Origin of the sequence: Actinomadura rudentiformis (assembly GCF_008923185.1) — a bacterium.
GTDB classification, from domain to species: Bacteria; Actinomycetota; Actinomycetes; order Streptosporangiales; family Streptosporangiaceae; genus Spirillospora; species Spirillospora rudentiformis.
Window position 1 is genome coordinate 113774 of record NZ_WBMT01000024.1, and the last position, 24757, is coordinate 138530.

Sequence of the window (24757 nt, forward strand, 5' to 3'; positions counted from 1 at the left end):
GACAGCCCGGTTAGCGTGTCGATCATGTCGGAGATCGAGGTGCCCGCCGAGCTGGCCACGACGCAGTCCAAATACAACGGTGAGGCCGGTCGCGCCTGGATCGCCTCGCTGCCCCGCCTGGCCGCCGACCACCTCGAGCGCTGGGACCTGACGATCACCGGCGGCTCGATGCACGGCATGGCCTCCCTCGTGCTCCCCGTACGGACGTCCGACGGCACACCCGCCGCCCTCAAGCTCCAGATCCTCGATGAGGAGACCGAGAGCGAGCCGGTCGGGCTGCGGCTGTGGGACGGCGACGCCGCCGTCCGCCTCCTCAGGTCTGACGAAACGACCGGTGTGATGCTCCTCGAACGGCTGGACTCCGCCCGTTCCCTCTCCTCGGTGCCCGACGACACCAAGGCCCTGCAGATCCTCACCGAGCTCCTCGCCCGCCTCGTGGCCCACCCCGCCCCCGAGGGCATGCGCCGCCTGGGCGACATCGCGCAGGCCATGCTCGACCAGGTTCCCTCCGCGCTCCCCACGTTCCACACCGATGAGGAACGGCGCGTCGTGCAAACCTGCGCCGCCGTCGTCTCCGACCTCGTGGCCGAGCCGGGTGACCGCCTCCTGCACTGGGACCTGCACTACGACAACGTGCTGGCCGGCGAACGCGAACCCTGGCTGGCGATCGACCCCAAGCCCCTCGCGGGCGACCCAGGATTCGACCTGCTGCCCGCCATCGACAACCGGTGGGACGAGATTGTCGCGACCGGCGACGTGGGTCGCGCCGTCCGCCGCCGCTTCGACCTCATGGTCGAGATCCTCGGCCTGGACCGGCAGCGCGCCGTGGGCTGGACGTACGGCCGCGTCCTGCAGAACGTCCTGTGGGACGTCGAGGACGGCGAGGAGCAGATGGACGGGGTCCAGCGCGCGATAGCCGAGGCCCTCTACCCGTACCTCTAGGATTCCGGCATGACGGGCATCAACGTGAGCCGGTACGGCGATCCGGCGGGCCCCCCGGTGCTCGCCCTGCACGGCATCAACGGCCACGGCGGCCGCTGGCGCAGGCTGGCCGAGCACCACCTGCCCGACCACCACGTCCTGGCGCCCGACCTTCGCGGCCACGGCCGTTCGACCCACGATGCCCCCTGGCATGTGGACCAGCACGTCACCGATCTCCTCGCACTCCTCAACACGGAGGACATCCCCCGTACGGACATCGTGGGCCACTCCTACGGCGGGATAATCGCCGTACACCTGGCCCGGACGGCCCCCGAACGCGTGCGGCGCCTCGTCCTCCTCGATCCCGCGACCGGCCTGGACCCCGCCCGCGCACGCCAGCGGGCCCACGAAGCCTGCACCCAACCCTCGTTCGCCACCCCCGCCGACGCCCGTGCGGACCGCGCCAAGAGCTGGCCGGAGGCCTACGCCGGCGCGGAGGACGACGAGGTGGCCGACCACCTTCACCAGGACGAGGACGGCCGCTGGCGCTGGCGTTTCGAGCCCGCCGCCGTGGTGACCGCCTTCTCCGAGATGGCCCGCCCACCCCTACCGCCCCCACCCGGCGTCCCCACGCACCTGGTGATCGCCACCCAGGCCGCCATGGTCCGCCCCACCTTCGTGACCGCCTGCCGCGAGTCCCTGGGCGACGATCTCACCATCACCGAGATCGACGCCGGCCACATGCTCTACCTCGACCGCTTCGAAGAATCCGGCACCCTCCTCCGAGAATGGCTCGAAGAGGGCGGGGGCAACCGAACGGTGTTCGGATGAACGCGCGGGCTCTGGGATGTACCTTCCGGGCTACGGCGGGCACAACAGGACAGTGGCACAACATGAACTGCGCACTATCGGGGTGGAAGAGGAGCTCCTGCTCGTCGACCCGGTGAGCGGGGCACCTCAGGCGGTTTCGGGCGCCGTGATCCGGTACGCCAAGGATCACGCCGGCGTCACGCTCTCCGGCAAGAGAGCCGAGCCTTTCGAAACCGAGCTGCAGCGCGAGCAGCTTGAGACCGGCACCGCGCCCTGCGCCTCCCTCGCCGACCTCGCTGACGACATACGCGGCGGGCGGCAGGCGGCCGCGGAGGCGGCCAGGGGCGTGGGCGCGGCGGTGGTGGCGCTCGCCACCTCGCCGGTCACCGTGCACCCGTCGATCACGCCCTCGCTGCGGTACCGGCGTATGGCCTACGCGTACGCGCAGACCGCGGACGAGCAGCTCACCTGCGGCTGCCATGTCCATGTGAACGTGGACTCGCCGGACGAGGGCGTCGCCGTCCTCGACCGGATCAGGCCGTGGCTGCCGCCGCTCCTGGCCTTGAGCGCCAATTCCCCGTTCTGGCAGGGGCGCGACACCGGATACCACAGTTGGCGCCAGCAGGTCTGGGGACGCTGGCCGTCCAGCGGCCCGACCGAGCTGTTCGAGTCGGCCAAGGGCTACCGGACCGCGGTCGAGGCCATGCTGGACAGCGGCGCCCTGCTGGACGAGGGAATGATCTATTTCGACGCCCGGCTGTCCCGGCACTACCCCACCGTGGAGGTCCGGATCTCCGACGTCTGCCTCCACGCCGACGACACCGTCCTGATCGCCGCGCTGGTCCGGGCGATGGTGGACACCGCCGCGCAGGCCTGGCGGGCCGGGATCCCGCCCGACCGGGTGCGGACCGACCTGCTCAAGCTGGCCGTCTGGCGGGCGAGCCGTTCCGGACTGCTGGACGACCTCGTGCACCCGGTCACCAGGCGTCCGGCGCCCGCCCAGGCGGTCGTGCAGGCCCTTCTCGACCACCTCACTCCGGCGCTCACCGCGTCCGGGGACCTCGACACGGTCCGCAGGCTCCTGCGGCGGCTTCTCGAACGGGGCAACGGCGCCCAGTGGCAACGCCATGTCTACACGCGGGCCCGCGACGTGAGGGCCATCGTCTCCGAAGCCATCGCCCAGACGTCAGGCACGGCCGAGGAGCCGTAGCAGGCCCGGGTCGGCCTCGAACCACCGGTCCAGCTCGTCGGCGCCCACGCGGTCGGCGACGACCTGCAGGGCGGCGTCCTGCCGCACGTACTGGACCGCCATCAAGGCGACGGCAGGGTCCGCCGTGTAGATGCCCCACGCCGCCCCGTTGCCGAACCCGCCCACGACCGCCTCGCGCCGGTCCCCCACGACGACGATGAGCCGGTAACCCAGGTCGGCCGGATAACGATGCCGGTAGACGTGCCCGACCTCCTCGATCTCCCCGAACGCCACGACCGAGACGTCAACGCCCCGTTCCGCCGCAGCCCGGACGCCCGCGTGCAGCCGTTCCATCTCCTCGGGCCACACCGACAGGAAGAGGTCCCGCCGCGCCCCGGCCACCACGTCCTCGGCCCGCGCCAGCATCGCCGCGCCGTCGCGCAGTCCGTGGACCAGGTGCGCCTCCGGCGCCGCCGCCACGGCCGGCAGCGCCGACTTCAACGCCTCCACCGACCCGTCGAACTCCCGCCGCATCCGGTCCAGCAGCGCCTCGGGCGGCAGCGGCAGGTACTCGGTCGCGTCCGGCGACTCCCGCAGTTCGTACGCCGCCCCACGGGCCACAAGCTTCCCGAGCGTCTCGTACACCGTGCTCCGCGGCACCCCCGACCGCTTCGCCACCTCGTACCCGTTGATCGGCTTCCCCGCCGCCACCAGCGCGACGTACGCCTTGGACTCGTACCCCGACATGCCCAGCCGCTGGAGGTGGTCGAGGACGTCCTGCATGCTCACCGCCGCAATGCTACGCGGCGGGCTCATGGCCGGTCTGATCAGCCGTTGACAGCCGGGCGCCTGGGAGGCCGGGCCGACGACCCCGCTGACACCCGGGCGCCCGCCGCGGCGAGGTGGACGACCCCGCTTTCGTCCACCTCACCTGCCAGGGGGCGAGGTGGACGACCTCGGTGTCGCCCACCTCGCGGTGGGAGGGATCAGGCGGCGGCGGCCGTTCGGCGCTGGAACGGCAGGTAACGCTCGGCGCGGCGGGGACGGGCCGGGAGGCCGGTGGACTCCACGGCCAGGATGCGGTCGAAGCGGAAGGCACGGACGCCGCGGCGCATGCGGCACCAGCCGACGAGGTACCAGTGGTCGCGGTGGACGAGGCAGGTGACGGGCTCCACCTCGCGGATGGTGACGTTGGCGCCGGCGTCGCCGTAGCAGAGGCGGACGACGCGGTGCTCGGTGATGGCGGCGGCCACCACGCGGGCGCGGTCGGCGGTGGAGGCCTCGAGCGGGCGGGTGAGCGTGGCCAGCGTGGCGGTGACGACGTCGTCGTGGCTGTCGGTGTCGAGGAGGTGGCGGAGGGCCCGGCGGGCGGTGGTGGCCTGCGGCCCCGCGCCGAGGTGGGCGAGGGAGAGCGCCAGGGCGGCGATCTCGGCGGCGGTCAGCGCGGCGCCGTCGGTGTGGTGTGTCTTGCCGGGGTACGTCGTAACGTTCGCCATGGTTCGATCATACGTTCGAACACTGACATTTTGGAGGTCTTGAGCCCGACCCTGCCCATACGGGAAACTGATCCCTCAAAAAGTGCACAATCCGGGGGAATCGGGGGCTAGATGTGCATGCTGCCGGTACCGGGCGACCGCTGATGAACCGCGATGACGTGGACCGTGCCCTGCAGGACCTGCGGGACGAGAAGGAGCGCATCAGCCTTGCCCTTCTCGACCTGGAGGGCCACCAGGGCCATCGGTTGCTGGACGGGGCGGCGGTCACCGGCGAGACCGCGCGGCGGCAGGCGGAGCTGCAGTCCCGGATGACCGCATTGTGGAGCCTCTTCGACCACTACGGCGGCACGCTGGCCGCGGCCGAGGAGCTGCGCGCCCGCCATTCGCGTCCCGGCCAGGCCCAGCTGGCCGAGCTGACCCGGCTGCTCACCGGGCCGTCGGTCGAGCTGCCGACCGAAGAAGTGCCGATCGAACGCCGCACGCTGCTCTCCACACCGACCGGCAAGAAGCTGACCCTCGCCCAGGTGGTCCAACGGATGACCCCGCTGTTCGAGGAGGCCGCGCAGATGGTGGCCGCCGTCGACGCGGTCTGGTCGGAGCTGCTGGCGGCACTCGGCCAGGTCGAGGCGGACCGCAGGGCGGTGCACGAACTGGCGGTGTCCCTCGGCGGGCCCGACCCCGAGCTCGACCGCCTCGGCCGCGAGCTCGACGATCTCGCGGCCGCCGTGCGCACCGATCCGCTCTCGTTCGAGAAAGGCGGCCACGTCGACACCTCCCGGCTGCGGGCGGCCAGTACCGGCCTGATCGAGCTCCGGCGCAGGCTGGGCGAGGCCGCGGCCTTCCGGGCCGACTCGGACGCGCGGATCGCACGGGCCGCGGCGGCCGTCGACCAGGTGCGCGAGGCCGAAGCGGCGGCCCGCCAGGCCCGCGACCAGGTCCTCATCAAGATCGCGTCACCGGTGCTCCCGGACCTGGCCGACCGTTCGGCCGCGCTCGCCGACCGGCTGGCGGCGCTCCCGGTCCTGCGGGACGCGCGCCGCTGGAGCGACCTGGCGGAACGCGTCGGCGATCTCGAACGCGCCGCCGCGACCGCCCTCCAGCAGGCACGGAACGACCATGCCCTCATCACCGGGCTCCTGGACCGGCGCGAGGAGCTGCGCGGCCGACTCGACGCCTACCGTGTCAAGGCCGCGCGGCTCGGTCTGGCCGAGGACACCGAGCTCACGCGCCGCTACCAGGAGGCCCGTGAGCTCCTTTGGACATCCCCCTGTGACCTCCGGAAGGCGACCGTGACGCTGTCGGGTTACCAGCAGGCCATCTCATCGCGGGCGAAGGGATCGAACGGATGAATCGATGCGGTGCGCCGGACTGCTCCGGAACCATCGAAGACGGCTACTGCGTCATATGCGGCATGCCTCCTGAGGCTCCAAGGCAAGCACAGCCAGGATCGGCGTCCGCTGACAAGTGCACCCAGCCCGGCTGTACGGGCAGTTTCCAAGACGGTTACTGCGACGTGTGCGGCAATCCTCCTGCGTCCGCCAGCGCACCTGCGCCCCTTGCTGCGGCTGCCCCGCCGATGGCCGCACCAGGACGGTGCACGCAGCCCGGATGCACCGGAACGTTGCAAGACGGCTACTGCGACGTCTGCGGCAGCCCTCCCTCCTTGGGTACTCCTGCTTCAACACCTGCAACCTCAGGCAGCACGTCCTCGGGCAGCGTTTCCTCTAGCAGCCTTCCCTCTGGCAGCTTCGCCACCGGCAGTGTCAGAACGGGCAGCAGCCGCACTGGATCGTCGCGTTCATCCGGACGCCGGGGAGCTCTCGGCGCGGGGCTGGTCGAAGTGCCGCGCGTCCCCTATCGCGACCCGTCCACGGCCATTCTCGCCAACCCCGAGGTCGCGGAGAACCGCCGCTTCTGCAGCGGCTGTGGTGAGCCCGTAGGGCGTGCCAAGGGCGGCCGCCCCGGCCGTACGGAAGGGTTCTGCGCCAAGTGCGGCGCCGCCTACTCGTTCACGCCCAAGCTGCAGAAGGGCGATCTGGTCGGTGGGCAGTACGAGGTGCTCGGCTGCCTCGCGCACGGCGGCCTCGGCTGGATCTACCTGGCCAAGGACAAGAACGTCAGCGACCGGTGGGTGGTGCTCAAGGGCCTGCTGGACTCGGGCGACGCCGACGCGCTGGCGGCGGCCGCGGCGGAACGCGCGTTCCTCGCCGAGGTCGAGCACCCCAACATCGTCAAGATCTATAACTTCGTGCAGCACAGCGGCTCCGGCTACATCGTCATGGAGTACGTCGGGGGCCAGTCGCTCAAGGACATCCTCCAGCAGCGGCGCAAGCAGGGCGAGGACGCGCTCCCCCTCGGCCAGGCCATCGCGTACGCGCTGGAGGTGCTCCAGGCGTTCGGCTACCTGCACTCGCAGGGTCTCGTCTACTGCGACTTCAAGCCGGACAATGTCATCCAGACCGAGGAGCAGCTGCGCCTGATCGACATGGGCGCGGTGCGGCGGCTGGACGACCAGGACGGCGCGATCTTCGGCACGGTCGGCTACCAGGCACCCGAGATCGCCGACGCCGGGCCGTCGATCAGCTCCGACCTCTACACGGTGGGCCGGGCGCTGGCGGTGCTGAGCTTCCGGTTCGCCCGGTTCACCACCGAGTTCTCCGACGCGATCCCCGCGCGCACCGAGGTCCCGCTGCTAATGCGGCACGAGTCGTACGACCGCTTCCTGCGGCGCGCGACGCACCGCGACCCGGCGCTGCGGTTCCACGACGCGGCCGAGATGGCCGACCAGCTGACCGGCGTGCTGCGCGAGGTGCTGGCCGCCGAGGACGGGTACGCCCGCCCCGCCGCGTCGGGGTTGTTCGGGCCGGAGCGCTTCGCGCCGGGCACCGACACGACCCGGCCGGGCAACGACGACACGGCGCTGCCGCCGCTCTCCCGCGCCGCCGCGGCGGCTTCGCTGCCCGTCCCGCTGGTGGACGGTACCGACCCGGCAGCCGGGTTCCTCGCCGGGCTGACGGCCCTTGAGCCCGCCCAGCTCGCCGCGACGATCGCGAACGCGCCGCAGCAGACGCCCGAGATCTCGCTGACCCTGGCCCGCGTGCGCATCGAGCTCGGCGACTTCCCCGCCGCGCGGGCGTTCCTCGACCAGGTGGCGGCGGAACGTCCCGACGACTGGCGGGTCGACTGGTACCGCGCCCTCGCCACGCTCGCGGAGGGCTACCTGGACAAGGCGCAGCCCCAGTTCGACCGGCTCTACTCGCTGCTCCCCGGCGAGGCGGCACCCAAGCTGGCGCTGGCCTACTGCCTGGAGGAACGGGCGCCGCGCGAGGCCATACGGCTGTACGAGACCGTCTGGCGCACCGACCAGTCCTACATCAACGCCGCGTTCGCCCTTGCCCGCATCCATCTCAAGGCGGGAAACCGGACGGCGGCGGTCGCCGTGCTCGACTCGGTCCCCAAGACCTCGATCCGGTATCTGCCCGCCCAGGTCGCCGCGGTGGCCACGGTCGTGCGCGGCCGCGCGGTCAACGATCTGACCGCCGCCGAGCTGGCCGGCGCGGGCGAGCGGCTGAGCCGCCTGGACCTGGAGGGTGAACGGCGCGCTCGGCTCGTCGCCGAGGTGCTGGAGGCGGCCCTGGCGTGGCTGAGCCTGCCCTCCTCACACCATGGCTCTTCCCGGCACGGCAACGCCCAGGGCGGGACGCTCTTCGGCGCCCCGCTCACCGACGCGGCAGCGCTGCGCCGCGTTCTGGAAGACGAGTACCGTGCGCTGGCCCAGCACACGCGTGACAAGGAGGATCGGCGCCTCCTCATCGACCGCGCCAACGCCGTACGTCCGAGGACCCTGCTTTGACGGAGGACCAGAACGTGGTGGAGGCACCGATGCGGGCTTGTCCCAACTGCGGGGAGGGGGTCTTCGAGGGAGAGGGGTTCTGCGAGGCCTGCGGGCATCCCCTGACCGCGGAGGCGACGGCGGCCGTCCAGGCCGGGCGGGTGGCGCGCGAGGGCGTCACCGCGAAGGTCCTCCCGGCCGGGCGTCCCGGGACCCGCCCGACCAGGCGGACCGAGCCGAAGTCGCCGCGGCCCGCCTGCACCGAATGCGGCGCCACCGCGATCGATGCCGACGGTTACTGCGAGCACTGCGGCATGCGGCAGCCGGCCGAACGCGACCACATCGAGATCGAGCTCCCGGGCAGCGTGGCCGCGGGGGCCAGTGACCGGGGCCGCCGCTACGCCCGCAACGAGGACTTCCTCGCCCTCGCCGCCCACTCCGGCGGGATCGCGGCGGTGGTCTGCGACGGCGTCGGGTCCTCCCCCCATCCCGACGACGCCTCCCGCGCCGCCGCGGAGACGGGCGTGGCCGAGCTCGCCGCCCGCTTCGGATCCGGCGCCGCTCCCGAGGAGGCCACGTGCGACGCCGCTCTCAAGGCGGCCGAGGCCGTCGCGGCGCTCGCCGAGTCACCGTCCGACGCCCCTTCGTGCACGTACGTGTCGGCGCTCACGTACGCGGACCCGGCGACCGGCACCCCCGCCGTGACCGTCGGCTGGGTCGGCGACAGCCGTGCCTACTGGCTGGGCGGCGGCGGGTCGGACGCGGCGTCCGAGCAGCTCACTCAGTCCGAGCAGCTCACTCAGGACGACTCGTGGGCGGCCTTCATGGTCGCCGAGGGCGCGCTGACGGAGGCCGAGGCCGAGGCGCATCCCAACGCCCACGTCATCACGGCCTGGCTCGGCGCGGACGCCGACGAGGTACGGCCGCGGGTCCGCACGTTCTCCCCCGGCGGTCCCGGCGCCGTGCTCGTCTGCAGCGACGGCCTGTGGAACTACGCGCCCAAGCCCCAGGACCTGGTCGCCGTCCTGGCCGGCGCGGCGTGCGACCCGGCCCTTGACCCTCTCGGCGCGGCCCGGACGCTGGTCCGGTTCGCCCTCGAGGCGGGAGGCCGGGACAACATCTCGGTGGCCGTCGTCCCGGTCGCCATCGGCACGGTCGCCCCTGACCCGGTCACGCCTAACACGGAGCATGCCCCATGAGCGAGCAGCCGCAGTTCAGCATCAAGATCGACCAGAACAAGTACCTGCCCGAGGGCGGCCGCGAGGTCCACGCGGTCGTGTCGGTCGAGTCGACCGGGTCGCCCACCGGGGTCTCGCAGCCGGCCTCCGCCGCCGAGGTCATCATCATCGACACGTCGGGCTCGATGTCCTATCCCGACACCAAGCTGCGCGCCGCCATCGCGGCCGCGCAGGTCGCGGTCGACACGCTCCGCGACGGGGTGTTCTTCGCGGTGATCTCGGGCGCGAACACCGCGAAGATGGTCTTCCCGCAGCAGACCACCTTGGTACGGGCGGACGCCACCACCCGGCAGCAGGCCAAGCAGGCGTTGAGCCGCCTGCAGGCCCAGGGCGGCACCGCGATCGGCTCCTGGCTGCGGCTGGCCGACCAGCTCTTCGACGCGCACCAGGAGGGCATCCGGCACGCCATCCTGCTCACCGACGGCAAGAACCAGCACGAGACCGCCGAGGAACTCGACGCGGTGCTCTACCGCTGCACCGGCCGGTTCGTGTGCGACTGCCGCGGCGTGGGCACCGACTGGGAGGTCGCCGAACTGCGCAAGGTCTCGTCGGCGCTGCTGGGCAGCGTCGACATCGTCGCCGACCCGCAGGGCCTGGTCGCCGACTTCCAGGCGATGACCGAGGCCGCGATGGGCAAGGCCGTCGCCGACGTCGCGCTGCGCGTGTGGACGCCGCAGACCGCCAAGCTGCGCTTCGTCAAGCAGGTGATGCCCACGGTGCAGGACCTCACCGGCAAGCGCACCGAGTCGGGGCCGCAGGCGGGCGACTACCCGCTCGGCGCGTGGGGCGCGGAAAGCCGCGACTACCACATCTGCGTGGAGGTGTCGCCGGGCGAGGTCGGCAAGGAGCTGCGTGCCGGCTGGGTCAAGCTCGTGGTGCCGGGCGCCGCCGGGGCCGAGGACGAGATCCTGGCGACCGGCAACGTCCTGGTCCAGTGGACCGACGACGAGGCGGCCTCCACCAGGATCAACCCGCGCGTCGCGCACTACACCGGGCAGGCGGAGCTGGCCGACGCCATCCAGGAGGGACTGCAGGCCCGCAAGGACGGCGACGAGGACACGGCCACCGCGCGCCTCGGCCGCGCCGTGAAGCTCGCCGAGGAGGCCGGCAACGACGAGATCACCTCGCTGCTGCGGAAGGTCGTGGACGTGGTCGATCCGGCGACCGGCACCGTCCGGCTGAAGAAGAACGTCGAGAAGGCCGACGAGATGTCCCTGGACACGCGGTCGACCAAGACCGTCCGTACACGGAAGGGCGAGGGGTGACGATGGCGACCTGCCCGGCGGGCCACACCTCCGGCGCGACCGACTACTGCGACGTCTGCGGCGAGCGCATCGGCGCTCCGGCGGCGCCGACCGGCACGCCGAGCCCGACCATGCAGATGCACGCGGTGGGGTCGGCGGCAGGAGCTCCGTGCCCCGACTGCGGGACACCGTCGAGCGACCGGTTCTGCGAGGAGTGCGGGTACGACTTCGCGACCGGCGGCGGCAAGCCGACACCCGTGATCGTCACCCAGCCGCCCCACCCGGATTCCCCGCATGCTTCCGGGCCGTCGCGCCATATCGCTCCCGAGGAGCTCCAGCGGCGCACGACCGGAGCGTCCGCCTCCCCGCCCGCCGCGCCCCCCGTTCCCGCCGGCCCACCGGCTGGAACGGCGAGCCGTGACGCCACCATCGAGAGGGCCTCACGCATCGCAGGGCCTGCCTCCGGAGCGCCGCCAGCCGGGTCCGCGCCAGGAACATCCGCGCCTGGCGGGTCCGCCGGGGCAGCGGCTGGAGCCGCGCCAGGAGCAGCCACCCCCGGCACGGGCTGGGTCGCGTTGGTGAACGCCGACCGCGACTACTTCGCGACGATCGTCGCCGAGGAAGGGCCCGACTCCGGGAATCTCGCGTTCCCCCCGTACCACCCGGAACGCCGGATCCCGCTGGAGGCGCAGCAGGTGCGCATCGGGCGGCGGAGCTCCTCGCACGGCACGCCGGAGATCGACCTGCGCGAGCCGCCCGAGGACCCCGGTGTCTCGCACGTCCACGCCGTCCTGCTGGCCAAGCCGGACGGCACATGGACCCTGGTCGACCCGGGCTCCACCAACCGCACGTGCCTCAACGGCGCGACCGAGCCCATCCCGTACAACGTCGAGATCCCGGTCGGCGACGGCGACCGCATCCATGTGGGCGCCTGGACCACCATCACGCTGCGGAGAGGCGAGGCTACATGACGGCCGTACACCAGGCTCCCTCGGCGGGCTCGCCACCCCCCGGACCGCCTCCGGGCACGGCGCCGGCGACACGGCAGGCAGCCCCGCCCGCGCTGCCCGGCCGTCCCGCCGCGCGCAGCGAGCCGCGCACCGGTGCCGCGCGGCTGGTCCCGCGGACCGTCGCGAGCCGGATCCGCTCCCTCACGGTGCTGGTTCTCATCGCGCTGGCCGGACTGCTCGCCGTCACCTGGAGCGCGGTCGGGAACGCGCGCGACGGCGTCCGGGTCATCGGGCACGACGCGGGGCGGCAGGTCGTCGCCACCGGCGACCTCTACACCCAGCTCATCAACATGGACGCGCGGCTCGCGGACGCGCTGCTGATCGGCCGCACACCGAACCTCGGCGAAAAGCGCGACCAGGCGCTCCGCGACTACGACGACAGCCGCCTCCGCGCCGGCACCGCGCTGCTCCAGGCGGCCAGGCTGGCCGACGATGACACCGAGAAACGCACCGCGCGCGAACTGCTGGACGCGGTGGCGCGCTACGAGCGGCTGGCCGGGCAGGCGCTGCTGCTCGACCAGCAGACGCCGCACACCGCGGGAACGCCGCCGGAGCCCGTGCTGAAGGTCTACCGGCAGGCGACCGACCTGATGAAGCTCGACCTGTTGCCCAAGGCCTACAACCTGACCCTCGACAACGGCACCCTCGTCCGCCACACGTACGAGGACAAGCAGGACGCGGTCTCGAACGGCAGGCTGTGGGTGCTCCTCACCGGGATCGTTCTGCTGGCGCTGCTCGGCGGTTTGCAGCTCTTCCTCGCCGCGCGCTTCCGGCGGATGCTCAACCCCGCGCTGGCACTGGCCACTGTCGCCACGCTGGTCCTGGTGGGCGTGAGCTTCACGATGTTGGGCGGCCAGGCCGATCAACTGCGCAAGGCCAAGGAGGACGGCTTCGACTCCATCCTCGCGCTGTCGCGGGCCCGCGCCATCGGCAACAGCGCCAACGCCGACCAGACGAGGTTCCTGCTGGACCCGGTCCGCGCCGACACCTACGAGCAGGTCTTCCTCAGCAAGTCGCAGGCCATCCTGTACGTGAAGGCGGACAGCCTCGCGCAGTACAGCGCGGCCGTGCAGACGCCGGGTCGCGAACGGGAGTACCTCGGCTTCCTGGGCACGGAGTCCCGCCGTGCCTCGCTGCCCGGCCAGAACGCCGCCCTCGGCTCGGTCTTCACCACGTACCGCGCGTACCAGCGCGACGACCGCGCCCTCCGTTCCCTGGTGGCGAACGACCAGCGGCAGCAGGCGATCACGGAGCGGCTGGCCAGGCCCGACTCGTCCTTCGTCAGGTACGACGTGGCCCTGAACGAGCTCATCAAGATCCACCAGACCGCGTTCGACGACGCGATCAAGAAGGGCGACGACGGCACCGCCGGCTGGAACATCGTGATCCCGGCCGCGGGGCTGGTGCTGGTCGCGGTGGTCCTGGCCGGCGTCCGCCCCCGGCTCTCGGAGTACCGGTGAGGGAGCAGAGAATGCGCGTACGTCGTCGGATCGGGGGCGCCGCCCTGGCGGCCGCCTCCGTCCTGGGAGCCTCCGCTTGTGGCATCGGCGCCGCCCAGGAGGGCTCGGTGGCGGGCAAGGACACGCTGGTCATCGGAGTCAACAAGGACCAGCCCGGGGTGGGCGTCCGCACGCCCGCCGGCGGCTACGAGGGCTTCGACATCGACATCGCGCGGGAGGTCGCCAAGCGGCTCGGCGTCACCGGCGGGAACGTCACGTTCAAGGAGGTGACGTCCGGCACCCGGCAGCAGATGATCAAGAACGGGGACGTCGACCTCGTGGTGGCCAGCTACTCGATCACGCCGGACCGCAAGGCCGAGGTGACGTTCGCCGGGCCCTACTACATCGCCCACCAGGACGTGCTGGTCCGTGGTGACAGCACCATCAGGAACGTGCGCGACCTCAAGGACCGCACCCTCTGCCAGGTGGAGGGCTCGGTGTCCTACGAGCGCGTCACCAAGGAGAGGGGCATCGCCGCGAAGCCGGTGCCGGCCACCGGCTACGCCGACTGCCTCGACAAGCTGACCAAGGGCACGGTCGACGCCGTGTCCACCGATGACCTGATCCTCGCCGGGCTCGCCGCGCAGGCCGCCAGGAGCGGCGGCGCCCAGGGCGGAACGCCCAAGATCGTCAACGCGCCGATCTCGGACGAGAACTACGGCATCGGCATGAAGCTCGGTGACACCGACGGCTGCGTGGCGGTCAACAAGGCGATCACCAGCATGTACCAGGACGGGACAGCGCAGAAGCTTCTGGCCAAGTGGTTCGATCCCGTCCGCCTCAAGTACACGACGACGGTCCCCCAGTTCGAGGGGTGCGAGTAGACCGTCCTCCAGCCCCCACCCAGCCGCCTTTCAAAGGACAAGCTTCGCTTGGCTGCCTGACGGGATACCGAGATCAGTCGGTTACGCAAGTGGCACTTCCGGCCCAGGATCGTACGTTATGGTCGCGATCAAAAGCATTTCCGGTAATAACCACCCGACCGGCGAGAGGTACGAGGAGCACCATGACGACGGTCATCCTGGTGGTGATGTGCGTCGTCGTGGGGGCGCTCGAGCTTTATGCCGGGAAGCAGAGCAAGGACCAGGCGCGCGCGTTCGTCCGCCGGATCGACGAGCTGAACGAGCAGGTCAGCAAGCAGAACACCGTGCTCGTGACCGTCGGCGAGCAGCTCACCGCCGAGCTGTCCAAGGTCAAGCGCGACGTGCTGCCCGCGCTCGACTCGCGGTTGCGCCAGAACACCGGCCAGGTCGAGGAGCTCGCCGCGCTCGTCCACCAGGCCGACGGCTACCTGCGGGTCCAGGCCACCCGCCTGCACGACCTGGAGAAGCAGCGGGTCACGCTGGCCGCGCTGCGGCGCAAGCTCGTCGAGGTCGAGACGTCGGTGCGGTCGGTCACCCGCGCGGGCACGGCCGCGGTCGAGGGCAAGGTCGACGCCGCGCTCGACCGGCTGTCCGATCTCGAACGCAGCGGCACCGAGATCCTGGAGCTGCAGCGCACGCTCACCCGGACGCTCGAAGACGTGGAGGACGTCGTCACCGAGCTGCTCCAGTTCACCGAGGGCGAGCTGGACGAGGCGGTCACCTCCTCTCTCACCGGCCAGCCTCGCGGCGGCGAGGGCGACGCCGCGGCGGTGACGGCGACCGGACGGCTGTGGACTCGGGACGAGCACCTGGACGACATCCTCACCGAGGTCTACGAACGGTGCGTCCGCACGGCCCGCCTCAACATCCGGTTCCGCACGATGGAGGGCCCGAACGGCTCGACGCCGGGGACGCCTGAGCGGCGCCGCTACTTCCTCGCCGGGCACAACATGGAGGACCTCGCGGGCGGCTTCACCGCACTGCTGATCTCGACCGGCGCCGACCTCCCCCACAACGGCAACGGCCTGTCGCGCGGCCGGCCCGTCCTGCCGCCGGGTGTCGAGCCGCCGCGGGCCCCGGAGGACGAGGCGGCGCTCAAGGCGTTGCTGCGCACGCTCCACGAGAGCACGGGCGCCGTGGCGCAGATCGGCCCGCTCATGGCCGTACGCGCGCGGGACGAGCTGCTGTGCGCCGTGCTGACCCCGCCGCAGTCGCTGGAGCTGGAGAGCGACGAGGTCTACTGGGATCCTGCCGCGGCCACCGTGCGGCTGCGCCGGCTCCCGTCCCATCAGTTGTGGGATCTCACCGCCTGGGCCGCCACGCCGTAGGCCCGTACGGTCCGTTCGCCGGGGTCGCCGAGCTGGACGAAGACCGGGCAGGTGACCGCGCCTGTCACCTGGTCGACCTCGGCGCACAGCCCGATGCCCGTGGCGCGGTCGAGGAAGACCACGTTCTCCACGGCCTTCGCGGCGCGCACGGCGTACGGGACCGAGTCGGCGTCACCCGTGTCGAAGAGCTCCTCGAAGGTGAGCTTGCGCGCGTACCGCAGCAACTCCCCGGCGTCCACGATCCGGGTGCCGATCGCGGCCGCCGGACCGGCGATGACGATGCCGAAGCTCGGGTTGTCGCGGCCGCGCACATAGATCTCCCGGTCCGGCTCCAGGCCCCGCCGCCGGACGGGCAGGTGCAGGCCGAACCCGGCGTCGCCGTTGAGGAACGCCGGCGGCCCGAAGCCGTTCATGCCCGTCTCGGACGGCCCCTCGGCCACGCGCAGCGCACCACCGGGAAGATGCCAGCCCGGCAGGTAGACGCCGAGCCCGCGCAACAGCAACCGCCAGACGGGACGCCCGGTGACGTCCGGGACGAACTCCCCTTGCGGGCCGCGAGCGCCCGCAGAGCCGTCGTCCAGAGCCGGACCCGGGGCAGGCCGCTGAGCGCCGTCCATGAGCAACATCTTGTGGTCTCGCACCCGCACATACAAGACCGTTTACGGAACCCGGTCACCGGCCGTCGGTTTCTGACCTCATGGGGACTGCGGAGGCGCGCTCCGGTCGGCTACCGTTTGAAGTCACCGGATCATGACGAGGGTGCCGCCGTGAACATGCAAGACATGATGGTGTTCCGCGACGCGGGCTCGCGGACCGTCGACAGGTACCTGATGTCGTACGAGGGGCGCGTGATCGCGGTCCGGCGGCATCCCGCGGTGTTGCTGCTCCCCGTCTCGCTCGTCGTCGCCGGCCTGGTCCTGTGCGGCTTCGTCGGCGCGGCGCTCGGCGTCACCTGGGTCTGGTGGTTGTGGCTGCTGCTGCTCGGCTACCTGACCTGGAAGGTCATCGCCTGGTCGATCGAGTTCTTCCTGGTCACCGAGCACCGGGTGATGGTGATCAGTGGCGTGCTCAACCGCTCGGTCGCGATGATGCCGCTCGCCAAGGTCACCGACATCGCGTTGGAACGTTCGCTCGCCGGACGCATGCTGGGGTACGGCGAGTTCGTGATGGAGTCGGCGGGCCAAAAGCAGGCACTCCGCAACGTCGGCTACATGCCGTATCCCGAGCAGCTCTACCTTGAGGTCTCCTCGGTCATCTTCGGCGCCGAGGACGCGTCGCCGGACTGACCTCAAGTGGTGGACGGGCCCCTCGGGCTCTCTCGGGCTCTCCGGCCCTCAGGAGTCGAAGCCGAGGCCGAAGCGGTCGAGCGTGCGCAGCCAGAGCCCCCGGCGGCCGCCGTTGCGGTCGGCGCGGGCGATCTCCCGGCGGGTCAGTTCGATCACCCCGTAGCGCAGCGGCTCCGGCGGGAACGGCACCGGCTTGGACCGAACCATCCGCAGGCGGGTGCGCTCGGTCTCCTCCCCGGGCGCCAGGCCGACTCCGAGCCGGTCCAGCATGACGTCCGCGCCGAACCGTGTCGCCCCCACGCCGAGCCCCGTGTAGCCGGCGGCGTACGCGAGGCGCCCGCCGTGCGCCGTGCCGAAGAACGCGCAGAAGCGGCTGCAGGTGTCGATCACCCCGCCCCACGCGTGGCTGAACCGGAGGCCCTCCAACTGCGGGAAGGTCGTGAAGAAGTGTTCGGCCAGGGTGGCGAACGTGGCGGGCCGCCGTTCGAGCTCGGCGTGGATCTCGTTGCCGAAGTGGTAGATCGCGTCGTAGCCGCCCCACAGGATCCGGTCGTCGGCCGTCAGCCGGTAGTAGTGGAACTGGTTGGCGCTGTCGCCGAGTCCCTGCCGGTGCGTCCAGCCGATGGCCTCACGCTGCTCCTTGCTCAGCGGCTCGGACACCAGGGCGTAGTCGTACACCGGCACCAGGAAGTGCCGGAGACGCTTCAGGAGGGGCGGGAAGACTCCGGTGCCAAGGGCGACCTTGCCGGCCACGACCGCGCCGTACGGCGTGGACAGGCGCAGCCGTGAGCCGCTGTGCAGTCCCGTGACCCTGGTGTTCTCGTAGATGCGGACGCCGAGGGAACGGCACGCGTCGGCGAGCCCCCAGGCGAGCTTGGCGGGGTTCACCATCGCCACGCCGTCGCGATCCCAGAGGCCGCCGAGATACGTGGGCGAGTCGACTTCCTTGCGGACCTCGGCGGCGTCGAGGAGGATCGGCGCGCGGCCGAGGGCGCTGGCCGCCTCGGCGTCTTCGGCCAGCCCGGGGATCTGCCACTCCTGCGTGGCGACGTTCAGCTCGCCGGTGAGCTCCCACTCGGCGTCGATGCCGTACCGGGTGAGGGTGGCGCCGATGTCCCGGAGATTCTCGTGGCCGAGCCGTTCGAGCTCGGCCATCTCCTCCGGCCAGCGTTCCATGCCGTTGCCGAGCCCGTGCGTCAGGCTGGCCGCGCAGAAGCCGCCGTTGCGGCCGGAGGCGGCGGCGCCGATCCGGTCTGCCTCCAGCACCACCACGTCCAGCGACGGATCGCGTTCCTTGGCCCGCAGTGCCGCCCACAGGCCGGTGTAGCCGCCGCCCACCACCGCGAGGTCGCAGGTCTCCCGGCCGACCAGGGCCGCGCCCGCCTCGGGGCGTGCGGGGTCCTGCAGCCAGTACGGCGCCGGTTCGGCCTCGGCAAGCGACGTCAGCGCGTTCACATTTCCACTCCTCACGGCCCTCAGCTGTGCCGGGCGCGGCGACGGGCGGCGACGATGTTGATGACGGCGAGCAGCACCCCGATGGCGAAGATCAGCGTGCCCATGACGTTGACCTGGGGCGGGGTGCCGGTGCGGGTGGAGGACCAGACCCACAGCGGGAACGTCTGGGTCGATCCGCTGGTGAAGTTGGTGATGATGAAGTCGTCCACCGACAGCGCGAACGCCAGCAGCGCCCCCGACAGCACCCCCGGCATGATCATCGGCAGTGTGACCAGCCTGAACGTGGTGAGCGGGCCGGCGCCGAGATCGCGCGCCGCCTCCTCGACCGACGGGTCGATGCCGACCGCCCGCGCCCGGACCGTGATCGCCACGAACGACACCGAGAACATGACGTGCGCGGCCAGGATGGTCAGGTAGCCGCGCGGCGTCTCGGTCGCCACGAACATCGACAACAGCGAGGCACCCATGACGATCTCGGGGCAGGAGATCGCGGCGAACATCACCAGGTTGGCCATGCCCTGACCGCGGAACCGGTGCCGCCCGATGGCCAGCCCGAGCAGGGTCCCCAGCACCGTCGCGATCAGCGTGGTGAGCAGCGCGATGGTGAGCGAGTTGATCAGCGCGGTGGTGAGGTCCTTCTTGTCGAACAGATGGACGTACCACTTGAGCGTGAAGCCCTCCCACTCGAAGTTCTGCTTGGTGTGGGTGTCGTTGAAGCCGAAGAGGATCATCACGGCGATCGGCACGAGCAGCCAGCCGACCAGCACGATCGTGTAGAGATGCAGGCCGCGCCCCCTGAGGGGCCGGCGACGGCGGCGCCGCGGCGCGGCGACGGGCGGCGGGGCGGAGATCGTGGTCGTCATCGTCCTGCCGCCTCCAAGACGTCCTTGGTGCCGAGGGCCCGCGCGTACGCGAAGATCCCGATCAGGAGCAGCGCCATCAACGTGAACGAGAGCGCCGAGGCCGTGTGGTAGTTGCTGTTGGTGAAGTACTCGGCCTGGATCACGTTGCCGATCATCGTGTTGCCCGGCCCGCCGAGGACCTGCGCGTTGACGTAGTCGGAGGTGACCGGGACGAACGTCATGATGACCCCGGCGAAGACCCCCGGCAGCGACAGCGGCAGCACCACCCGCCGGAACACCTCGACCCGGCCGGCGTACAGGTCGTACGCCGCCTCGATGGTCCGGTAGTCGATGCGTTCCAGCGCCACGTAGATCGGCAGCACCATGAACGGGAGGAAGTTGTACGTCAGCCCGGAGATGACCGCGAAGCCGCTGTCGAGCACGTGGAAGCCGTCCGGCAGCAGTCCCCAGCTCTTGAGCGGCCCCAGGATCGGCCCGTTGTCGGTCAGCACGAGCTTCCAGGAGATCGTGCGCAGGACGAACGACACGAAGAACGGCAGCAGCAGCAGGAACAGCCAGGTCGACTTGTGCCTGCCGCCCTTGAACGCGATCCAGTACGCCGCCGGATAGGCCAGGACGATGCACGCCACCGTCGCGATCAGCCCGTACCAGAGTGACCGGAGCAGCTTGTCGCCGTAGACGTCGAGGCCTTCGGTGTAGTTCTGCCAGTGCCAGGTGAGCTTCCACCCGTCGATCAGGTTCCCGGTCATCAGCGACACCGAGGCCATGTAGACCAGCGGGATCGCGAAGAAGACCAGCAGCCAGAGCCCGGCAGGGAGCATCAGCAGATAGGGCGTCAAAGCACCCCTGAGACGACGCATGGTCAGTTCCTTTCTGGGGGGACGACCCCCCAGACCCCCCGGCAAGAACAGCTGACCGCTGATCCTCGCTTCGCTGCGGTCATCGGTCAGCTCCTTTCTGGGGGGACGACCCCCCAGACCCCCCGGCAAGAACAGCTGACCGCTGATCCTCGCTTCGCTGCGGTCATCGGTCAGCTCCCCTGCACGATCGGGAGGAAGATCTTCTGGTACTGCGTCTCCTCCTGCTGGGTGAGGACGCGGTAGGTGCGCAGCTTGGCCAGGTCGGCGTCCGAAGGGAAGACCAGGGGGCTGCTGCTGAGGCGTTCGAGATCCGCCTTGTCGTCGCCCTTCGCCGCCGCGGCGTCGGCGGCGATGAACTTCTTGGCCTCGGGCACCGGGGTGACGAAGTTGATGTACTCGGTGAGCGTGGCGTTCCGGCGCGGGTCGTACAGCCAGTCCATGAGCGTGAGGGCGTCGACCGGGTTGGCGGCCGTCTTCGGGATCATCATCAGGTCGGTCCAGATGGTGCCGCCCTCGCGCGGCACCACGAACTTCACGTCGTCGCTGGCCAGCGAGTAGACGTCACCGGACCAGGCCATGGTGAGCCACACGTCGCCCTTGGTGACGGCGTCGATGTAGTTCTGCTCGTAGTACTTACGGACGATCTTCTGGTCGCGCTGGTCGCGCAGCTTGCGCGCGGCGTTCTCCCAGTCCTTGGGCGTGGACTTCTCCGGGTCGATCCCGAGGGCGAACATGGCGAAGTTGCCGAGCTCCTGCGAGTCGCTCATCATGCCGACCCGGCCCCTGTACTTGGGGTCGAAGAGCTGGGCGACGCTGGTGATCTCTTCCTTGACGTACTTGGTGTTGTAGGCGATGCCGGTCACCCCGGACACGTACGGGATGGTGAAGGCGTTGCCCGGGTCGTACGGCGGGTTCTGGAACTTCCGCCCCGCGTGCTTGGCGAACCTGGTCAGGCGCGTGTGGTCGAGCGGCGCCAGATAGCCGAGCTCGATGAGCTTGGTCGTCTGGATGCCGCTGGTGACCACCATCAGGTCGAAGCCGATCGACTGGTTCGCGGCGAGCGGCGCCTGGATCTTGCCGAACCACTCCGCCGCCTCCTGGATGACCTCCTTGTAGGCCACCTGGATGCCGGTCTCCTTGGTGAACGCCTTGATGGTGGCCCGGTCGTCCTCCATGTAGCCGGGCCAGTTGGCCCAGTTGATGCTGCCCTTGCCTCCCTTGCCCTTCCAGAACGCGTCGATCTGCGCCTGGTTGACCTTGCCGCGGCCACCTTGGCCGGGGATGCCGCACGCACTCAGCGCGAACGCGGCGGCGGAGGCGCCGAGCAGCCGGAGCGCGCCGCGCCGTGTCGTCATGCCGCGGACGAACGCGGGATCGATGCTGCGGACGGGCGCAGGGTCGATGCCCCGGACGAACGCGGGGTCGTTGTCCGGACGGGTCATGACGCGCCGATCGCGTAGGAGTGGCGCGGTTCCCATGACAGCCAGACGTCGTCACCGCGTCCGGCGATGTCGTCGGCGTTCGTCGCGTTCTGCAGGAAGACCGTGACCTCGTCGCCCGCCGCCGTGGTGACGATGTAGTTGGTGGACGTGCCGAGGTAGACGACCTCGGCCACCTTCGCGCGCACCCGCGAGCCGCTGTAGCCGCCGCCCGCACTGCCGGCGCCGTTGCCGCCGGGCGGCTGCGTGGCGATCTCGATCTTCTCGGGACGCACGGTCAGTTCGAGCCGGTCGCCGGGCGCCGCGGTGCGGCCGTCCAGCGGCACCACGATCTGCCCGTCGCCGCCGTAAGTGATGAACGCCTCGGTGTCGCGCACCTCGCCGATCTCACCGGCGAGCAGGTTGGACGTGCCGATGAAGCCCGCCACGAACTTGCTGGCGGGGCGCTCGTAGATCTCCCGGGGCGAGCCGAGCTGCTCGATGCGGCCGTCGTTCATGACCGCGATCCGGTCCGACATCGTGAGCGCCTCGCTCTGGTCGTGCGTGACGTACACGAACGTGATGCCGACCTCGCGCTGGATGCGTTTGAGCTCGACCTGCATGTGCTGCCGCAGTTTGAGGTCGAGCGCGCCGAGCGGCTCGTCGAGCAGGAGCGCGCGCGGCCGGTTGACCAGGGCGCGGGCCAGTGCGACGCGTTGCTGCTGGCCTCCGGACAGCTCGCCCGGCCGGCGTTTCTCGCGACCGGCCAGATCCACGATGTCCAGCATGGCGGCGACCCGCCTGCGGATCTCGTCCTTGGCGACGCCCTTGCGCCGGAGCCCGAACGCGACGTTCTCGAACACGCTCATGTGGGGAAAGAGCGCGTACGACTGGAAGACCATGTTGACGTCGCGTTTGTTGGCGGGCACGTCGGTGACGGGTTTGCCGTTCAGGAGCACCTCGCCGCCGGTGGGCTCCTCGAACCCGGCGATCATCCGCATGGTGGTGGTCTTGCCGCATCCCGACGGACCGAGCAGGGAGAAGAACTCCCCCTGCCCGATCGCCAGGTCGATCCCGCGGACCGCGGCCACCTTCTCCCCGTGCGCGTGGTACTCCTTCATCACACCGGTGAGCTCGATGGCGGGGAGCGCGGAGCCGGACGTCTCCTGGTCGTCGCGTACGGGAGGATGCGAGGTCTCAGTCATGAGCGGGGTCCTTCGCGGGGTTCGAACGGCGTGCTAGGCGCCGATGTAGTGCATGACGTGCTTGATTCGCGTGTAGTCCTCGACTCCGTACATCGACATGTCCTTGCCGTAGCCGGAGTGCTTGAAGCCGCCGTGCGGCATTTCCGAGACGAACGGGATGTGGGTGTTGACCCAGACGGCCCCGAAGTCGAGCGCCTTGGTCATCCGCATCGCGCGGCCGTGGTCACGGGTCCAGACGCTCGCCGCCAGCCCGTACTTCACGCCGTTCGCCCACTCGATCGCGCGCTCCTCGTCGCTGAAGCGCTGGACCGTGATGACCGGCCCGAAGATCTCGTTCTGGACCATCTCGTCGTCCTGGCGCAGCCCGCCGATGACGGTCGGGGCGAAGAAGTAGCCGCCGTCGTAGCCGGGTCCGCCGAGGCGCTCGCCCCCGGTGAGCACCTCGGCGTGGTCGGGTGTGCGGTCCAGGAAGCCCTGGACGCGGGCGAGCTGGTCGGCGTTGTTGACCGGGCCGTAGTCGGCGTCGGCGTCGGTGGGCACGCCGACCTTCGTGCCGCGGGCGGCCTCGGTGAGCGCCGCGGTGAAGTCGTCGGCGAGCCGGTCCGCGACCAGCACGCGGGTGGCGGCCGTGCAGTCCTGGCCGGCGTTGAAGTAGGCCGCGCCGGCGATTCCCTCGGCCGCGCTCTCGATGTCGGCGTCCTCGAAGACCACGACCGGGGCCTTGCCGCCGAGCTCCAGGTGCACGCGCTTGAGATCGTCCGCGGCCGCCCGGGCGACCTCCATGCCCGCCCGCACGCTGCCGGTGATCGACACCATCTGCGGGGTGGGGTGGGTGACCAGCGAGCGGCCGGTGTCGCGGTCGCCGCAGATGACGTTGAAGACGCCCGGCGGCAGGAACTCGGCCGCGATCTCGGCCAGCAGCAGCGTGCTGGCGGGCGTCGTCTCCGACGGCTTCAGGACGACGGTGTTTCCGGCGGTCAGCGCCGGCCCGAACTTCCAGACCGCCATCATCATCGGGTAGTTCCAGGGTGTGACCTGGGCGCACACCCCGATCGGCTCCCGGCGGACCGACGAGGTGTGGTCGGTCATGTACTCGCCCGACGCCTTGCCCTCCAGGATCCGCCCCGCCCCGGCGAAGAAGCGGATGTTGTCCACCATCGGAGGGATCTCCTCGTCGGCGGTGAGCTGGATCGGCTTGCCGGTGTCGCGGGATTCGGCCGCGACGAGCTCCTCGGCCCGGCCCTCCAGCGCGTCGGCGAAGCGGAGCAGCGCGAGGCTCCGGTCCTTCGGGGTGAGGTCCCGCCAGCCCGGGAAGGCGTCTCCGGCGGCGCGGAAGGCGGCGTCCACGTCCTCGGCTCCGGAGACGGGCGCCTCGGCGTAGACCTCGCCGGTGCTCGGATCGACCACCTCCATGGTCCGGCCGTCCTTGGCGTCCACGTACTCGCCGCCGATAAAGTTGCGCAGCCTTGTCCTGCTGTCGCTGGTCACCGTCCGACCCTCCTCGATGGGCACGCACCGATGTGTCCTATTGGCCCCGACCTTGACAGAGGTTTGGCATGATGACAAGTGATTCCGTTGTTACGATCCAATTTCACGACGGAATCACTTGGCAAGTAGCTCAAGCAGGCACGATGCCGCAGCGAAGGAGAGCACGATGGTGGCGCGCCCCCCGGACGATCTTCCGGAATCGCCGGAACAGCCCCGGGAACAGGCGATGCGGGAGCCCGCCGCGCCGGAGCAGGCGGGTGGACGAGGGAGGCGGCGGGGACAGGCCGCCGTTCCGCTGGACGACACGGCCAAGCAGATCATCGAGCAGCTCCAGCAGGACGGCCGCCGGTCGTACGCGGCGATCGGCAAGGCGGTCGGGCTCTCCGAGGCGGCGGTGCGCCAGCGCGTGCAGAAGCTGCTGGACACCGGCGTCATGCAGATCGTCGGCGTCACCGACCCGCTCATGCTCGGCTTCTCCCGGCAGATGATGATCGCCGTCAAGTGCGAGGGCGACCTGGAGAAGGTCGCCGACGAGCTCGCGGCCATCGACGAGATCGACTATGTGGTCATCACCGCGGGCTCGTTCGACATCCTGCTGGAGCTGGTCGCCGAGAGCGACGAGCAGCTGCTGGAGCTGCTCGGCCGGATCCGGGCCGTGCCCGGCGTGCTAGGGACCGAGAGCTTCGTCTACCTGAAGCTGCGCAAGCAGACCTACTCGTGGGGCACCCGCTGACCAGCCCTGTCCGGCTCCC

22 protein-coding genes are annotated in these 24757 nt (G+C 70.8%); 13 read left to right on the forward strand and 9 right to left on the reverse strand.

Translation table 11 applies throughout. From position 1 onward, the window contains the following. Positions 1–15: 15 nt before the first annotated feature. The 3 genes from F8566_RS40325 to F8566_RS40335 are packed head-to-tail and all read left to right on the forward strand — an operon-like array spanning position 16 to position 2941. Positions 16–942 (forward strand): aminoglycoside phosphotransferase family protein, encoded by a 927-nt coding sequence (locus F8566_RS40325; protein ID WP_404800391.1) that lies wholly within the window; start codon positions 16–18, stop codon positions 940–942. A gap of 9 nt (positions 943–951) precedes the next feature. Beyond that, the gene (locus tag F8566_RS40330) at positions 952–1752 is read left to right on the forward strand and encodes an alpha/beta hydrolase (protein ID WP_151567964.1); all 801 of its coding nucleotides are present in this window, start codon (positions 952–954) and stop codon (positions 1750–1752) included. 52 nt (positions 1753–1804) lie between these two features. Then, entirely contained in the window at positions 1805–2941 is a 1137-nt protein-coding gene (locus tag F8566_RS40335; protein ID WP_225993948.1) for a carboxylate-amine ligase, read from the forward strand. On the opposite strand, the gene F8566_RS40340 is transcribed toward F8566_RS40335, so the two are convergent. Continuing rightward, positions 2918–3703: a TrmB family transcriptional regulator gene (locus F8566_RS40340; protein ID WP_151568150.1), complete on the reverse strand. Its 786-nt coding sequence runs from the start codon at positions 3701–3703 to the stop codon at positions 2918–2920. The two genes, F8566_RS40335 and F8566_RS40340, sit on opposite strands and share 24 nt — an antisense overlap. Before the next feature lie 203 nt (positions 3704–3906). Then, a complete protein-coding gene (locus tag F8566_RS40345; protein ID WP_151567969.1) occupies positions 3907–4416 on the reverse strand; it encodes a helix-turn-helix transcriptional regulator in 510 nt (169 codons plus the stop codon). 143 nt (positions 4417–4559) lie between these two features. On the opposite strand from F8566_RS40345, the gene F8566_RS50430 reads away from it, so the two are divergent. The 8 genes from F8566_RS50430 to F8566_RS40385 all read left to right on the forward strand — a co-directional run bounded on the left by F8566_RS50430 (position 4560) and on the right by F8566_RS40385 (position 15430). Further along, on the forward strand, positions 4560–5765 hold the full coding sequence (locus tag F8566_RS50430) for a hypothetical protein (RefSeq protein WP_192810103.1): 1206 nt from the start codon (positions 4560–4562) through the stop codon (positions 5763–5765). 62 nt (positions 5766–5827) lie between these two features. Next, on the forward strand, positions 5828–8269 hold the full coding sequence (locus F8566_RS40355) for a serine/threonine-protein kinase (RefSeq protein WP_151568152.1): 2442 nt from the start codon (positions 5828–5830) through the stop codon (positions 8267–8269). Further along, positions 8266–9447 carry a PP2C family protein-serine/threonine phosphatase gene (locus tag F8566_RS40360; protein ID WP_225993950.1) on the forward strand — a complete coding sequence of 394 codons (1182 nt, stop codon included), beginning with the start codon at positions 8266–8268 and terminating at the stop codon, positions 9445–9447. The genes F8566_RS40355 and F8566_RS40360 overlap by 4 nt, the downstream gene beginning before the upstream one ends. After that, positions 9444–10751 (forward strand): vWA domain-containing protein, encoded by a 1308-nt coding sequence (locus tag F8566_RS40365; protein ID WP_151567972.1) that lies wholly within the window; start codon positions 9444–9446, stop codon positions 10749–10751. Before F8566_RS40360 ends, F8566_RS40365 begins: the two co-directional genes overlap by 4 nt. Before the next feature lie 2 nt (positions 10752–10753). Then, positions 10754–11701: an FHA domain-containing protein gene (locus F8566_RS40370; RefSeq protein ID WP_225993951.1), complete on the forward strand. Its 948-nt coding sequence runs from the start codon at positions 10754–10756 to the stop codon at positions 11699–11701. Then, the gene (locus F8566_RS40375; protein WP_225993952.1) at positions 11698–13200 is read left to right on the forward strand and encodes a hypothetical protein; all 1503 of its coding nucleotides are present in this window, start codon (positions 11698–11700) and stop codon (positions 13198–13200) included. Before F8566_RS40370 ends, F8566_RS40375 begins: the two co-directional genes overlap by 4 nt. An 11-nt stretch (positions 13201–13211) precedes the next feature. Next, positions 13212–14063, forward strand: a complete 852-nt coding sequence (locus F8566_RS40380; protein ID WP_151567975.1) for a glutamate ABC transporter substrate-binding protein — start codon at positions 13212–13214, stop codon at positions 14061–14063. A 182-nt stretch (positions 14064–14245) separates the two neighbouring features. Beyond that, a complete protein-coding gene (locus F8566_RS40385; RefSeq protein WP_151567978.1) occupies positions 14246–15430 on the forward strand; it encodes a hypothetical protein in 1185 nt (394 codons plus the stop codon). Here the strand turns inward: F8566_RS40385 and F8566_RS40390 are convergent. After that, positions 15391–16071, reverse strand: coding sequence for a hypothetical protein (locus F8566_RS40390; RefSeq protein WP_225993953.1), 681 nt, complete (start codon positions 16069–16071; stop codon positions 15391–15393). The genes F8566_RS40385 and F8566_RS40390 overlap by 40 nt on opposite strands. 132 nt (positions 16072–16203) lie before the next feature. Between F8566_RS40390 and F8566_RS40395 the strand changes: the two genes are divergently transcribed. Then, positions 16204–16716: a PH domain-containing protein gene (locus F8566_RS40395; RefSeq protein WP_225993964.1), complete on the forward strand. Its 513-nt coding sequence runs from the start codon at positions 16204–16206 to the stop codon at positions 16714–16716. A 48-nt stretch (positions 16717–16764) separates the two neighbouring features. On the opposite strand, the gene F8566_RS40400 is transcribed toward F8566_RS40395, so the two are convergent. The 6 genes from F8566_RS40400 to F8566_RS40425 all read right to left on the reverse strand — a co-directional run bounded on the left by F8566_RS40400 (position 16765) and on the right by F8566_RS40425 (position 24005). Then, entirely contained in the window at positions 16765–18171 is a 1407-nt protein-coding gene (locus tag F8566_RS40400; RefSeq protein ID WP_151567981.1) for an NAD(P)/FAD-dependent oxidoreductase, read from the reverse strand. Positions 18172–18191: 20 nt separating this feature from the next. Further along, entirely contained in the window at positions 18192–19034 is an 843-nt protein-coding gene (locus F8566_RS40405; protein ID WP_151567984.1) for an ABC transporter permease, read from the reverse strand. After that, positions 19031–19894 (reverse strand): ABC transporter permease, encoded by an 864-nt coding sequence (locus tag F8566_RS40410; protein ID WP_151567987.1) that lies wholly within the window; start codon positions 19892–19894, stop codon positions 19031–19033. Before F8566_RS40410 ends, F8566_RS40405 begins: the two co-directional genes overlap by 4 nt. A 170-nt stretch (positions 19895–20064) precedes the next feature. Next, positions 20065–21336 (reverse strand): polyamine ABC transporter substrate-binding protein, encoded by a 1272-nt coding sequence (locus tag F8566_RS40415; RefSeq protein ID WP_151567991.1) that lies wholly within the window; start codon positions 21334–21336, stop codon positions 20065–20067. Beyond that, positions 21333–22517 carry an ABC transporter ATP-binding protein gene (locus F8566_RS40420; protein ID WP_151567995.1) on the reverse strand — a complete coding sequence of 395 codons (1185 nt, stop codon included), beginning with the start codon at positions 22515–22517 and terminating at the stop codon, positions 21333–21335. Before F8566_RS40420 ends, F8566_RS40415 begins: the two co-directional genes overlap by 4 nt. Positions 22518–22550: 33 nt before the next feature. After that, complete coding sequence (locus F8566_RS40425; protein WP_151567998.1) at positions 22551–24005, reverse strand: gamma-aminobutyraldehyde dehydrogenase; 1455 nt, start codon at positions 24003–24005, stop codon at positions 22551–22553. A gap of 226 nt (positions 24006–24231) precedes the next feature. Here F8566_RS40425 and F8566_RS40430 point away from each other — a divergent pair, with 226 nt between their 5' ends. Then, the gene (locus tag F8566_RS40430) at positions 24232–24738 is read left to right on the forward strand and encodes an Lrp/AsnC family transcriptional regulator (protein ID WP_151568164.1); all 507 of its coding nucleotides are present in this window, start codon (positions 24232–24234) and stop codon (positions 24736–24738) included. Positions 24739–24757: the final 19 nt, after the last annotated feature.